13 protein-coding genes are annotated in these 12,967 nt (G+C 50.5%); all 13 read left to right on the forward strand.

The genetic code is table 11. The annotated features are described in order from the left end of the window. The first annotated feature begins 203 nt into the window (after positions 1-203). Positions 204-905 carry a YkoP family protein gene (locus tag B9D94_RS12010; protein ID WP_063480565.1) on the forward strand — a complete coding sequence of 234 codons (702 nt, stop codon included), beginning with the start codon at positions 204-206 and terminating at the stop codon, positions 903-905. Positions 906-928: 23 nt separating this feature from the next. Then, a complete protein-coding gene (locus B9D94_RS12015; protein ID WP_148247101.1) occupies positions 929-2,200 on the forward strand; it encodes an alcohol acetyltransferase in 1,272 nt (423 codons plus the stop codon). Beyond that, a complete protein-coding gene (locus B9D94_RS12020) occupies positions 2,197-2,874 on the forward strand; it encodes a DUF6320 domain-containing protein (protein ID WP_148247102.1) in 678 nt (225 codons plus the stop codon). Before B9D94_RS12015 ends, B9D94_RS12020 begins: the two co-directional genes overlap by 4 nt. Before the next feature lie 15 nt (positions 2,875-2,889). Continuing rightward, positions 2,890-3,501: a GNAT family N-acetyltransferase gene (locus B9D94_RS12025; RefSeq protein WP_148247103.1), complete on the forward strand. Its 612-nt coding sequence runs from the start codon at positions 2,890-2,892 to the stop codon at positions 3,499-3,501. A 176-nt stretch (positions 3,502-3,677) separates the two neighbouring features. Next, entirely contained in the window at positions 3,678-5,429 is a 1,752-nt protein-coding gene (locus B9D94_RS12030; RefSeq protein WP_063480569.1) for a sensor histidine kinase, read from the forward strand. Between the two features lie 18 nt (positions 5,430-5,447). Further along, positions 5,448-6,185, forward strand: a complete 738-nt coding sequence (locus B9D94_RS12035; protein WP_063480570.1) for a LytR/AlgR family response regulator transcription factor — start codon at positions 5,448-5,450, stop codon at positions 6,183-6,185. A 196-nt stretch (positions 6,186-6,381) separates the two neighbouring features. Beyond that, the gene (locus B9D94_RS12040) at positions 6,382-7,836 is read left to right on the forward strand and encodes a carbon starvation CstA family protein (RefSeq protein WP_036637270.1); all 1,455 of its coding nucleotides are present in this window, start codon (positions 6,382-6,384) and stop codon (positions 7,834-7,836) included. A gap of 283 nt (positions 7,837-8,119) precedes the next feature. After that, complete coding sequence (locus tag B9D94_RS12045) at positions 8,120-9,253, forward strand: DUF418 domain-containing protein (protein WP_063480571.1); 1,134 nt, start codon at positions 8,120-8,122, stop codon at positions 9,251-9,253. A gap of 13 nt (positions 9,254-9,266) precedes the next feature. Continuing rightward, positions 9,267-10,388: a sensor histidine kinase gene (locus B9D94_RS12050; RefSeq protein ID WP_148247104.1), complete on the forward strand. Its 1,122-nt coding sequence runs from the start codon at positions 9,267-9,269 to the stop codon at positions 10,386-10,388. Beyond that, positions 10,385-10,990, forward strand: coding sequence for a response regulator transcription factor (locus B9D94_RS12055; RefSeq protein ID WP_063480573.1), 606 nt, complete (start codon positions 10,385-10,387; stop codon positions 10,988-10,990). The genes B9D94_RS12050 and B9D94_RS12055 overlap by 4 nt, the downstream gene beginning before the upstream one ends. 225 nt (positions 10,991-11,215) lie before the next feature. After that, positions 11,216-11,860 carry a hypothetical protein gene (locus B9D94_RS12060; RefSeq protein WP_076151379.1) on the forward strand — a complete coding sequence of 215 codons (645 nt, stop codon included), beginning with the start codon at positions 11,216-11,218 and terminating at the stop codon, positions 11,858-11,860. Positions 11,861-11,882: 22 nt separating this feature from the next. Continuing rightward, on the forward strand, positions 11,883-12,413 hold the full coding sequence (locus B9D94_RS12065) for a MauE/DoxX family redox-associated membrane protein (protein WP_148247105.1): 531 nt from the start codon (positions 11,883-11,885) through the stop codon (positions 12,411-12,413). 11 nt (positions 12,414-12,424) lie between these two features. After that, positions 12,425-12,964: a redoxin family protein gene (locus B9D94_RS12070; protein ID WP_148247106.1), complete on the forward strand. Its 540-nt coding sequence runs from the start codon at positions 12,425-12,427 to the stop codon at positions 12,962-12,964. Positions 12,965-12,967 lie beyond the last annotated feature (3 nt).

Genomic DNA, 12,967 nt, shown 5'->3' on the forward strand with positions numbered 1-12,967 from the left:
TGAAGACCAAAGGTTGTTTTGGTTTGTGTACAGCATCAAAAGCAATATGTAATTCCAAGACAGCACGCATTGCGATTCGGGATGTTCGCATCAATCATCGATCGCAACAAGTTATGCCCGCATCTCCGCCTCGAGACCGAGTGCAGCGCTATACCTGAGACGGTATGACCCTGCCGGGATATCCGGTATGATGTGTTTAACGAATGTTGCAGGGGGATTCATGGCAAGGAATATTCAATCAAAAAAGTAAGGTGGTGTTACAGCTGCTGCACAAATTGCTTAAATCCGTCATGCAGAGCACCTGGATGATATGGGAGCGCATCTTTGCATTCATATCCCGGTTTCGCAGCTCGCATATCTCACACTTTGGCATATGCACGGTGATGATTAAGAAGCATCAGGGGGAACCCATCGTCTGTGAGGATTCCACAGTCATACATAATGGAGATTTAATCGGTGAGCTTCATCTGGACAACGAAACGATCCTGAGGTTAATTCGGTCGGAAGGACCGGATCGTGCGGCTCTGAAAATCGCGAGGCTTGGAAGAAAATCCATGAAGCAGATAAGCTGTGCCTACGAAAACCAGACCGAGTTCAGCGAGGTCAGCGCCTTGGTCGGAATTACGCTGCTGCACCGCGGCCTGACGCATGGACTCGGATTCGAGCATCAAGAGATGAAACCCGACATTTTTCAGAAGATAACGACTTTGTACCTCCGCATGCTGCTGTCTGTCATGCACCCGGAGGGCAAAAGCCGCATCGAACGAAGAACCGAATTGCTTGTACCGATGATGCTGATCCATACCCGGTCTTCGCTGAGGAAACGCTTTTCAATGCCGGATAGAAGGCAGGCACATGAAGATGGATATGGGGCAAGTCTGGTATCGGCTACGATTGAAGGTTAAAGGTTGAAGGAGGAGATTCATACATGGAGGATTGGTATAAACTGGACCACGCCGGGAAACTGTTCCCCGCGGTGGCGGGAAGGGAGAATTCTTCGACCTACAGATTGTCGATGATGCTGACGAGTCTCGTTCACGAAGAGGTTTTACAGACGGCATTGGATGAGGTCATATCGAGATTTCCGCTATTAAATGTCGAACTGAGAAACGGCCTGTTCTGGAAATTCCTGAGGGAGAAGGAGACACGTCTGATGGTGGAGCCGGAATCCACCTATCCCTGTGCACCTGTCACGCTATCGGGAGCTAACGGAAGTCTGGTGAGGGTTCTATATCACGGCAACAAGATTAGTGTGGAGATATTCCATGCACTGACCGACGGTGGAGGGGCGCTTGAGTTTCTCAAAACCCTGGTATTCCAGTATTTATATCGGATCGGTGAGAGTGTGGAGGACAGGGATGGGCTAATTTTGCCGCCCGCCTCCTTTGCCCGTTATGCCGAAGCGCAGGACAGCTTTAAGGCTCACTATACCTCCACGGTTTCGGAAATCAGGACGCCGGAGGCCTTGCAGATTCCAGGTACGCGCTTTTCGCCTTATGGTCACAACGTGATCCACGGAATGATTCACGCCTCCCGGCTGAATGCAGCAGCCAAGCAGCACGGGGCAACCCTTACTGCTTACTTGACGGCACTTCTGATCATGGCGGTTCATGACTCCACGCTTCCCTTGAACAACGAGAACCGACCTATTGTGATCAGCATGCCGGTGAATCTGAGAAAAATCTTTCCTTCCAGCAGCCTGCGTAATTTTTTTGCGGTTATCAACATCGGCGTGCGGATCGAAGCAGGCATGACATTCGAGCAGGTGCTCGAAATTGTACAAGCCCAGATGAAAGAAAAAACAACCAAGCCGTATCTAACTCAAGCGATGGCCAGCAGCATGAAGTACGAGAAGAACCTTCTATCGAGATTTACACCCTTGAAGTTGAAGGATCTCGCGATTCGGTATGGATTCGACCATTACGGTGAGGAAGCCAAAACCCTCACGCTTACCAATCTCGGCCGAATCGATATTCCTGCCAGCATGGGAGCGCATATCGAAGCGATGGAAACAACGATGTATCCCACAGCCAAAAGCCCGATGAATTGTGCCGTATGCTCCATTAACGAGCAGCTCACAATCACCTTTGCACGGAATATCGTCGAAAACGATGTGATCCAACACTTCTTCCGCCAGCTCTCCGGCTTAAGCGGTCTGGACGTGAGGATTATCAGCAATGATTGGGGGATGGGGGCATGAGATGCGAGAGCTGTGGCGTTATCGTAGATCCGGCGCATGCAGCGTGTCCCTTGTGCCGTAGGAACTTACATGGCAAGGACGCGGCATCATTAGCTGGTAATCGATGGTATCCCGCCTATACGGTTCAGGAGGAGGAGCGTGCCAGCACTCTTCTCTCCAAGTGGCTCGCCTTTATTGTTGTAGCCGTCATCAGTGTTTCCGTCATAATTAACGTGCTGGGAAATCGCGATGTTTGGTGGAGTCTGTATCTGATGCCCTGTGTGCTGTATGCCTGGCTGTTCATCAGACATACCTTGATGTCCCGATCACATCTTGGCGGCAAGGTCATCGTTCAACTGCTCGGATTGTCCGGCATGCTGCTGTGGATCAATGTGGTGGCGGATACAAATTATTGGTCGACCGGCTACGTCATCCCGTTCCTGATGATGGCGGCAACCTTTTTCATAACGCTGATCTGCAGCACGAAAAAAATGCGTTGGCGGGAGTTCGCAGGATACCTGCTAACCCTGATTCTCCTTGGATTTATCCCCTTGCTGCTGTATGCCGTCGGCATGTCGCACGTGTTATGGACAGCCGTTGCGGCTGCGCTGTACGCGCTGCTCACCTTTGGCGGGATGTGCCTGCTCGCTGACAAGGGATTCCGCCAGGACATCAAGCGCAGATTACATTTTTGACAGGAGGAATGCAGGGTGAATACAATCAGAATTCGAAGAATGGCAGATTATGACCGTGACGTTCGCAGGGAAGTGGCCGAGGTATTTGTTGACGGGTACTATAACGAGCTGTCCTATTTCACGCAGGACAGGAACACGCTGCAAACAGCCTTTCAAGACTTGTTCAGTCCCGAGGTGTTTTATGTGGCCGAGGTGCAGGGCGTGATCATCGGGATTCTGGCTTGTTCCCATAACGGACAGCGGGCGATGCCGGTGGCGCTAACCCCGCTTCAGGATGCTCTTGGAGACAAGACCGGCAAACTGGCTTATGAGGTTATGAAAAACGAATTTAATCTGGCGCTGCCATACGATGGCGATACCGGCTATATCGAATGTGTGGCCACAACGGAAAAAGCACGCGGCAAAGGAGTTTCTACTGCGTTGATGAAGCATGTGATGAAGGAGCTGCCCTACAGGCGTTATGTCCTGGAAGTGGCGAACAGCAACGAAGCCGGGCTTCGGCTGTATCCGAAATTAGGATTTCGGGAGATTGAACGCAAGCCCCAAGGGCACTCGGAGGATTCAGGATTCCATGAACGCATTTATATGGAGTGGAGTAAGCCCCTCAACCTAAACCTGAATAGATAATCTTGAAAGAGAACGACCTTCTGACCTTCGGCTTCGATTCCAATTCGAAGCGGGAGGTTTCTTGTTTTTTGAGCTTCAGCCATGATACTTTAGTATGTATCGCCAGCTTAACGGCATACTTCATACTGAAGTGAAGATGTTGAGTACCGAATAGATGTGGATTGCGGGGTGACGCCATGTTTGAACTGCTGATCACGATGACCGAGCGGATCGGGATCATTGTGACGATTGCCTTTATTGTTACCCGTCTGAGATTTTTTCGGACGATGATAAGTCAGGACAAGCTGGCGCCTGTGCAGCAGCTGCAAGCCATATTGGTTTTTGGCGTTCTGGGTATCGTCGGAACGTATACGGGCATAACCGTAAATACCGAATCGCTTGAAGTGAACAAATGGATGATGCAGGTTGCCGGAGAAGAAGCGATTGCAAACTCCCGGGTTGTCGGCGTAGTCATGGCCGGAATGTTCGGAGGTTGGAGAATCGGGCTCGGCGCAGGCCTGATAGCAGGACTCCATCGTTTTACATTAGGCGGTTTTACGAGTCTGGCCTGTGGCTTGGCCACCATATTAGCAGGACTCTTGGCCAGCTTGTTTCATAAGAAGAATGAGAAGGTTTCTTTTTCAGCGGCACTGTTAATGGGGGCGTTGGCAGAATCTCTTCAGATGCTGATCATCCTGCTCTTGTCGAGGCCATTTGAACAGGCCGTGTCTTTGGTTGGATATATTGGAGTTCCGATGATTGTAGCAAACGGGATCGGATGTGCTTTATTTCTGCTGATTATCCGGTCCGTACTGAATGAAGAGGAGAGGATTGCTGCCCTGCAGGCCCAAACCTCACTTCGTATCGCTCGCAGGACGCTTGCCTACATGCGTCAGGGCATGAATCCACAGTCTGCGGAGGCGGTATGCCGGATCTTATACGAAGAAGTCAAAGCCAGTGCCATAGCCATGACCGATGATCGTGTTATTCTGGCTCATATCGGGACAGGGGATGACCACCACGCAGCAGGCCGACCGCTGCAGACTGAAGTAACACGCCGGGTCATTGAACAAGGGGAGCAATTGATCGCCGATCGGGATCATATTCAATGCCAGAAGACGGAATGTCCGCTTGGGGCGGTGATCATCGGGCCCTTGAAACAAGGGGAACACACCGTGGGTACCCTAAAGTTCTATTTCAGCAGTCCCAAGGATATCTCGCATGTAACGAAGGAACTGATGTCCGGTCTTACCATGTTGTTAAGTTACCAGCTGGAGGCCGCTCAGTTGGCCGAAACCAAGGAGCTTGCCAGAGAAGCTGAGATTAAGACGCTGCAAGCCCAAATCCATCCGCATTTTCTGTTTAATACATTGAATACCATACTATCTTTAACGCGGATTGATGCAGAGAAGGCAAGAAAACTATTGCGGAATCTATCGAATTATATCCGTCAGAATCTGTCGGCAGCAACCTCTGAGAAGGCGACGCTTCAGGATGAGCTGCAGCATATACGTTCATATATGAGCATTGAACAGACTCGATTCGAGGATAAACTGTTTATTCGCTATGAGGTGGAGGATGCCGCGCTCCATGCGCTGGTGCCGCCGCTGACCTTGCAGCCGTTAGTGGAGAACAGCATACGTCACGGCTTCAGGGACAAGACGGACAACTGTGTCATCGATATCCTCGTTGAGGGTGAACCTGCCTCAGGCGTATCCGTCACGATCAGGGATAATGGAGAGGGCATTACGCCGGAACGGCTTCAGTACCTGGGCCGCCAAATGCTCGATTCAACATCGGGAACCGGAATGGCCGTGTACAATGTAAATCGAAGGTTAACCTTGATGTATGGACCCGAGGCATCACTAAACATCAAGAGTGACAAATCGGCAGGAACCGAAATCAATTTCCGAATTCCGCCTGCATTTAACGTTAAAATCCATTCATGAAGGAAGGGGACCCATCACATGACCGAACGTATTCGAACACTGATCGTGGACGATGAACGTTACAGCCGTGAAGAACTGATCTATTTATTAAAGCAGCATCCGGCATTGGAAATTGTCGGGGAAGCAGATTCCGGGGAACAGGCGGTGTTAAGGACGATGCAGCTGCAGCCGGAAGCGGTGTTTCTGGACGTAGAAATGCCGCGGATGAACGGACTTGAGACGGCAAGAGCATTAACGAGATTGAAGAATCCCCCCCAAATCGTGTTTGCAACGGCGTATCCTCAATTTGGCGTGGAGGCTTTTCAATTCGAAGCGCTGGACTATCTGTTAAAGCCGATTGACGAGGAACGTCTGGCAGAGACCGTAAGGCGTCTGGAAAAAGCTTTTCATAAAGAAGCTTCCGCCGCACATCTTCCTCTTAAATCCTCCGGCAAGCTGTCGCTGGAAGAGAACGGCGAGATTCTCTTTATCGATCCGGACGAAATTATCTATATCTCACGTGAGGATACATATTCCAAGATCGTCACAGCCCATAAGCATTACCGTGTTAAAACCCCGTTGAAGGAGCTGGAGGCCAAACTGCAGAAGTATCCGTTCTTTCGAATCCACAAAAGCTACATGGTTCACCTGGATTATGTTAACAGGCTGGTTCCCTGGTTTAACGGTGCATTCCAGCTTGAGCTTAAGGACTGCAGCGATAAACTTGCTGTGAGCCGAAACTATGCCAAGGCGTTTCGCGAAGCCATGGAGTTATAGCAAGCGGTGTTTGGGTAGCAATGCAGTAAGGGATGATATAGAAATAGAGCTGGATGTACATGCCATGATATGCGTGTTAATCTTCATTTTGCGCATCTTGATGAGCGGGAACGACATGTTAACTCAAAACCGACCTCTCGTCTTGCTGAATTGTTTATAATCAATGTAAGCGATTCCAATAGAGGAGGGCGAAGGCATGTATACCTTCATTATATCCATCATTCTGCTTGTTGCCGGATATTTTACTTACGGTAAATACATTGAAAAAATGTTCGGGGTTAAAGAAGAGAGGGCCACTCCAGCCTATGTCAATCAGGACGGCGTTGATTACCTCCCCATGAGCTCCAATAAAAACTCTCTTATTCAGCTCCTGAATATAGCCGGTGTAGGGCCGATCTTCGGCCCGATTATGGGAGCACTGTATGGACCGGTTGCTTTTATCTGGATTGTGCTCGGATGTATATTTGCCGGAGCCGTCCATGACTATCTGACAGGCATGATCTCGATCCGTAACCGCGGCGCGCATTTGCCGGAGCTTGCAGGCAAGTTTCTGGGGAAAGTGATGAAGCATGTTGTGAACGCTTTCGCGATCCTGCTGCTGATTCTGGTGGGTACAGTCTTTGTTACTTCACCGGCCAGTTTGCTTCACAACCTGATGAACGGCAAAGTCAGCCTGTTGATCATCACACTGTTTATTTTCGGTTATTATATTTTGGCTACACTGCTGCCGATCGATAAGATCATCGGCCGGTTTTATCCCATTTTCGGTGCACTGCTGCTAGTTGCCTCATTAGGTGTCGGCGGAATGCTGATCATTCAGCAGGTGCCCATACCGGAATTGACTCTAGCCAATCTTCATCCTGATCAAATGCCGATCTTCCCGCTGTTGTTTCTAACTATAACCTGCGGAGCTCTGTCCGGATTCCATGCAACCCAAACACCGATCATTTCCCGGACTACGCAGACCGAGAAGCAGGGACGTAAAATTTTCTACGGTATGATGATTGCCGAGGGCATTATTGCGATGGTGTGGGCGGCCGCTGCCATGAGTTTGTTCCAAGGGGCCAACGGTTTGAATGAGCTGCTTGCTACAGGAGGAACAGGTCTCGTGGTAAGTGAAGTAGCGAAGGTAACGTTAGGAGCCGTAGTAGGCACACTGGCTGTGCTGGGTGTCATCGTATTGCCGATTACGTCAGGTGATACCGCTTTCCGCAGTGCGCGGATGATCATTGCCGATTATATCAAGCTACCTCAGTTCAGCATGAAAAAACGTCTGCTCATTGCGGTTCCGCTCTTTGTGATCTCCATTGCGTTAACGCAAATTGACTTCAATATTCTGTGGAGATATTTCTCTTGGGCCAACCAGGCGACAGCCGCCATTGCTCTGTTTGTCGGTGCGATGTACCTGTTCATTGCCCGTAAGAATTACTGGGTGGCTCTGATTCCGGGTGCGTTTATACTCTATACAACCACGGTGTATATTTTGAACGCCGAAATCGGCTTCAGGCAGTCCTTGAATGTATCGTATGTTGCAGGTGCGGTTATCAGTGTCGTGCTCGTGATCCTATTCTTCAAAGCGGCGCAGAAATCTCGCGCAGCCGAGCTGTCGCTGGAGGTGGATATCTCCGATTACCGCAACATCGCATCATGATCGAGAGTCCGTATCCCGCGATGCCAACAGCTAAGAAATTGTCCCCATAGTAGATAGTCTACAGGGCGTAGCCCCAATTCTCATTCATGAACGGCCAAAAAGGTCGAAGACAGGCTCTATATGAGTTCTTGTCTTCGACCTTTTTTCATGCGCGCCCAAACTCCAACCCTATTTATGACAGGTGTCATATGGATTTCTTTACAGGTGTGAATGTTGCTCCTCACGGTTCGCATTTACAATAAAGCTGCGAGATTAACCTACGAGGGAAGAAGGGAAGGCAACCATGGAACAACGAACGAACCGCATCCGCCTGCTGGATATATTGAGAGGCTTCGCCATCCTGGGAACGCTCGGGACGAATATCTGGATTTTCGCTCATGCGGGAGACCTGAACTATATCACCACCTCTAACTACGAGGGCTGGTGGGAGATGAACGATTTGCTTCGCATGATCGTGCTGTTTCTGGTGAACGGGAAACTGCTCGGCCTACTGACGATCATGTTCGGCGTCGGACTGGAGATGAAGTACCGTCAGGCAAAACGTATAGGAAAGCCATGGCCTGGCGTTTACTTATGGGCCGTCATGTTTCTGTTCGTTGAAGGTTTGCTGCATTTTATCTTGGTCATGGAGTATGACATCTTAATGAGTTATGGCGTGACGGCCGTTATTGCAGCCTTTATCGTGAAGGGCGGCGACCGTCTCATCGCCCGCACGATGAACGTGATCGGTTGCCTCTACGCAGCAATGTTCCTGGCCCTCCTTGCACTGATGCTGACAAGCGGCGGTCTATCGCCGGGCAGCTTCGAAGCCGTCATCACACTATATCAAGAAGGGACGTGGCTTGATCAAGTCAGCTACCGCCTGGCCAACTTCCTTCCCCTCCGGATAGAGGCCATCTTCGTCATCCCGCTGAACATATTCCTGTTCCTGCTGGGCGTTCGTTTCATGCGCGCAGGGGTGTTCTCACCGGATGAGAATGGCAAAAAGCTGAGGGAGAAGCTGTTGAAGATCGGTCTATATGCCGGTTTGCCTCTGAATTTGCTTATTTTTATCCCGGGTGGGGCATTCGACCTGCCGGTCCGATACTTGTTTGCCCCGCTGATGTCGATAGGGTATATAGCAATCATTGCCAAAATGATACAATATACGAAGTGGGATGGGCTGTGGCGTCTTCTGGAGAATGCCGGGAAAATGTCCTTGAGTTGTTATGTGATCCAGAACCTCATCGCATCCGCCGTTTTCTACGGCTGGGGGTTGGGACTGGCCGGCAAGCTGAATTCCGCCGCCATTATCGTTGTTTGGCTGCTGATCTCCGTATCCCTTCTCGGATTTGCATCCTTGTGGCTGCGAAGCTTCCGGCTGGGGCCTATGGAGACATTCCGCAAAACGGCAATAGGATTATTCGATAGAAATTAGCAGGGGGTTTGGGATGCTCGACAAGCTGTATCCGAAAGACCAAATCAAAAATTATTTGCTCATAGATTTCGTGCTGATCGTGTTTTTATTCTACCGCGTGCTCCGTTTGGATGGGGCGCTGGGACTATGGAGCAGTCTTATGCTGCTCCTGCTGTTTCTCGTCTCCTTTTATTTTGCGTTGTGGCGCCGGGACGGCGGGCTGCTGGCGGCCGTATTGTCCGGCCTGTTCGTTCTTGCGGTCCTCGCGGTGTATATCGGTCCGGTCATCCTATGGTTCGGGTTTATTTTTGCCGACCTGCTTGGCAGGTCCAGATCCAAAGGGCACATCGCGATCGGCAGCGCGGGCATTGCCCTTTCCTTTATGTTCGTGTTCTTCATTCGGATGGAACCGCTGCTCCAGATATCTAATGCCGTGTACTTGCCGGTGATGATCATCCAGACGGTGTACCCCATCGTCATTTATATCAAGGAGAAATCCAAAAGCCTTCAAGGAGAGCTTGATGCTGCGAACGAGCAGATTGCGAAATATATTCAGCAGGAAGAACGGCAGCGGATTGCAAGAGATCTGCACGACATCTTGGGACAGACCTTGATGATGATTAAATTGAAGAGCGAGCTGGCCACCAAGTGGGTAGATAAAGATACTGCCCAGGCGAAGCGGGAGCTAGGCGATATTCTGGCTACCTCCAGAACGGCGATCAAGCAGGTGAGGGAACTGGTATCGGAGATGAAGTTCATCTCTCTTCCCGGCGAACTGGAGCATTCGGTAGAACTGCTCCGAACGGCAGGCATCGCACTTTATATTGAATATCATGGCAAGACACCGCTGTTATCCAGCGTGGAAGAGACGATGCTGTCGCTGTGCGTCCGCGAGGCTACTACCAACATTATCAAGCACAGTGGTGCAAAGCGGTGCACGATCACGCTGGAAGTCAAGGAGCAATCCTACGTCATCCATATTACAGATGACGGCAAGGGGGTTGCGCAGCAGGAAGGCGGGAATGGCATTCCGTCAATGGTGGAGCGAATGCAGATCTTAGGAGGCTCCTTCGCGATTTGCCCATCCCCTGCGGGAGGGACGGTTCTGTCCCTGAAACTTCCGATTCACCAGCACGAGAAGGAGGACGATTCATGATTCGGATTATCATTGCCGAAGATCAGAAAATGCTTCGCGGCGCTTTCGCCTCGCTGCTCCGATTCGAAGACGATATCGAGGTGGTGGCGGAAGTGCCGGACGGGGAACAAGCATGGGAAGCAATACGGCATCATCAGCCGGATATATGCCTGCTCGACATCGAGATGCCTGGCATCAACGGCCTTGAGCTGGCCGAGAATATCCGGCATGCCGGCTTACCGTGCAAGATTATGATCGTTACAACCTTCGCGCGCCCCGGCTATTTGCAGAAAGCGATGAATGCGCAGGTGGAGGGTTATCTCTTAAAGGATGAGCCGATCGATTTCTTGATCGAGGCCATTCGGCGGGTCATGAAGGGCGAGCGAGTCGTCAGCACCGATCTGGCGGCGGCACTGTTCATGAAGGGAGAGAATCCGCTGAGCGAGCGGGAAATCGAAATGCTTCGCTTGACCAAGGAAGGGATGACGACAGGCGAAATTAGCAAGGCTCTATTTCTGACTACAGGGACCGTACGCAATTACTTGTCCTCTGCCATTCAGAAGCTGGAGGCTGATTCCAGGCAGCAGGCGGCCGCCATCGCGGAGGATAAAGGGTGGCTCTGATTCGTGTTGTGCATCATGATCCTGAGCACGTATCCAGCAATAGCATAAGCAGAAACCGTCTATGGATATTGTCCATGGACGGTTTATTTTTTTCTAAATCAGATAGCCATGTAAAGAGCATGCCCATGCCCTATGGATTATTTCCGTAATTAATCGACAAGCGTCCCTCATAAGATGAAGTGATGGAGCATTCATTCCGAAAGGAATTGTGGGAGGTGGAATGATTTGTTGTCGATATTGCTATTCATTTTTGCCATCGGTGCCGCCATTGCCAGTGTGGATACAACCTGCGGCTTGAATGTATTGGGCAGCCTGGACAGCACGAAGGTCAGCAAATTCAGATATGCGCTTGTGTATATTGCGTCCTGCACGCTGGGAGGAGCCGTGACGGGACTGGCAATAGGGCTCTTTAATTTTTTGCTCAAATTCACCCCTGTCGGTCTGTATCAGAACTACATCATTATCACGCTGTTTGCCGTATTCCTGGTGTTGGAGTTGATTCATCGAACGGGAATTCTTCCATCAGGCAATTTCATCGTTCCATCGGAGTGGATCAAGCACGCAGGTTATCGCTCTGCTGCATTATGGGGACATATTTTGGGTTTGGGATTCATCACGCTGCAAGTGGGCGTGCTGTTTCACGCCTATATTCTGGTTTCCCTGTTTGCTTCACCGTGGTGGTTGAGTTTGCTGGCTGGCATAACGTTCGGGTTCGTTCGGGGGATGGTATTCAGCCTGCCGCTGATCCGCTCTATTGTATATCGCATGCTTGAAAAAAGAGTACACAGCATCACGCTGCTCACCGCGGTGCGGCAAGCCGTTTCCAAGCTGCTGATTATCGGATCCATCATTTGGATCATCAGCTACTAAAGTTAAGGAGCCTGATAGACCTATGTATGAGCTTGTTGCCATATCGGTTACGCTTCCCATGCTCTTGTCGGTGGTGAGTTTTGTCTGGAGCCGTGTATTCGGTGATCCGGATCATTTTCCCGGAAGTGCCCGTCTGCATGTTCAACTCATCCTCTCACAAGCGGTGTCGATTACCTTGATATACTGCTTTCCATCAGCTGTCAGCTTCCTGATCCTCTCGGTACTTTATTTCACTCAGGGATTGGGTGTGGCTTACTTCATTAGGATAAAGGGGAGGGTGGACTGCGGCTGTCTGGGTCCTCAGATTAATTCCAAGCTGGGCTGGCCGTTGATATTGTTCAATTTAGTTATGGGTTCCATCGGTTTGGCGGCATACAGCAATCCCGACTGGTTTGTGTACGGTTACTCCTTCACCTTAACAGGTCTGCTAATGGAGGGCATGCTGCTGCTGCTTGCACTGCTCATCATGGTGGGGGTCCCGGATGCCCTGCATGCGATCCGATTGTACCGCGATATTGCCGCACCTCATTATGCCAAACTCAAAAGATTTTAAGGAGGCTGCCGATGAACACATTCTTCTGGATCTCTTATTCCATTCTATGGCTTCTGGTTGTACCCTTGGTGATTCTGAATCTGGTCCTGTTCCGGCAGTTGGGAATTATGGTGATGGGCACCGCGAGGGGCGTGAATCAATCCGGTATTCCTGTCGGCAAAAAAATTCCCGAAGCCGTGACAACAAAGCTGCAAGGAACTGAGTGGTCCACCAGCGAGCTGATGGGCATGCCGTCTTTAATGCTTTTTGGCTCACCGACGTGTAAGGAATGCGCCGACATTTTGCCGGATTTCAAGCGGATTGCCGAGATGAACAACGTGAAACCGGTCCTGCTGTTATTCTCGTCTGTGGATTTAGCATCGGATTATATCCGAAAAATCGCATATGAGGATGAGGTGCTTATCGTAAGTTCGGAGTTTGCCAACCATCTGGATGTGCAGGTTACACCTTATGCGTATGCGGTGGATACGAACGGTGTCATTCGGCACAAGGGACTGGTTAACAGCCGGGAACAGCTCGAGGCGTATGCGAAGGCAGCAAGAGTTTCTTAAGAA

The sequence above is a fragment of the Paenibacillus sp. Cedars genome, assembly GCF_003184205.1.
GTDB classification, from domain to species: Bacteria; Bacillota; Bacilli; order Paenibacillales; family Paenibacillaceae; genus Paenibacillus_AQ; species Paenibacillus_AQ glucanolyticus.

What these genes read in the sequence shown, in the direction of transcription:
- B9D94_RS12020 (WP_148247102.1), top strand. Translation starts at nt 2,197, where the DNA reads ATGAGATGCGAGAGCTGTGGCGTTATCGTAGATCCGGCGCATGCAGCG.
- B9D94_RS12050 (WP_148247104.1), top strand. Translation starts at nt 9,267, where the DNA reads ATGCTCGACAAGCTGTATCCGAAAGACCAAATCAAAAATTATTTGCTC.
- B9D94_RS12055 (WP_063480573.1), top strand. Translation starts at nt 10,385, where the DNA reads ATGATTCGGATTATCATTGCCGAAGATCAGAAAATGCTTCGCGGCGCT.
- B9D94_RS12030 (WP_063480569.1), top strand. Translation starts at nt 3,678, where the DNA reads ATGTTTGAACTGCTGATCACGATGACCGAGCGGATCGGGATCATTGTG.
- B9D94_RS12065 (WP_148247105.1), top strand. Translation starts at nt 11,883, where the DNA reads ATGTATGAGCTTGTTGCCATATCGGTTACGCTTCCCATGCTCTTGTCG.
- B9D94_RS12015 (WP_148247101.1), top strand. Translation starts at nt 929, where the DNA reads ATGGAGGATTGGTATAAACTGGACCACGCCGGGAAACTGTTCCCCGCG.
- B9D94_RS12035 (WP_063480570.1), top strand. Translation starts at nt 5,448, where the DNA reads ATGACCGAACGTATTCGAACACTGATCGTGGACGATGAACGTTACAGC.
- B9D94_RS12045 (WP_063480571.1), top strand. Translation starts at nt 8,120, where the DNA reads ATGGAACAACGAACGAACCGCATCCGCCTGCTGGATATATTGAGAGGC.
- B9D94_RS12040 (WP_036637270.1), top strand. Translation starts at nt 6,382, where the DNA reads ATGTATACCTTCATTATATCCATCATTCTGCTTGTTGCCGGATATTTT.
- B9D94_RS12070 (WP_148247106.1), top strand. Translation starts at nt 12,425, where the DNA reads ATGAACACATTCTTCTGGATCTCTTATTCCATTCTATGGCTTCTGGTT.
- B9D94_RS12010 (WP_063480565.1), top strand. Translation starts at nt 204, where the DNA reads ATGTTGCAGGGGGATTCATGGCAAGGAATATTCAATCAAAAAAGTAAG.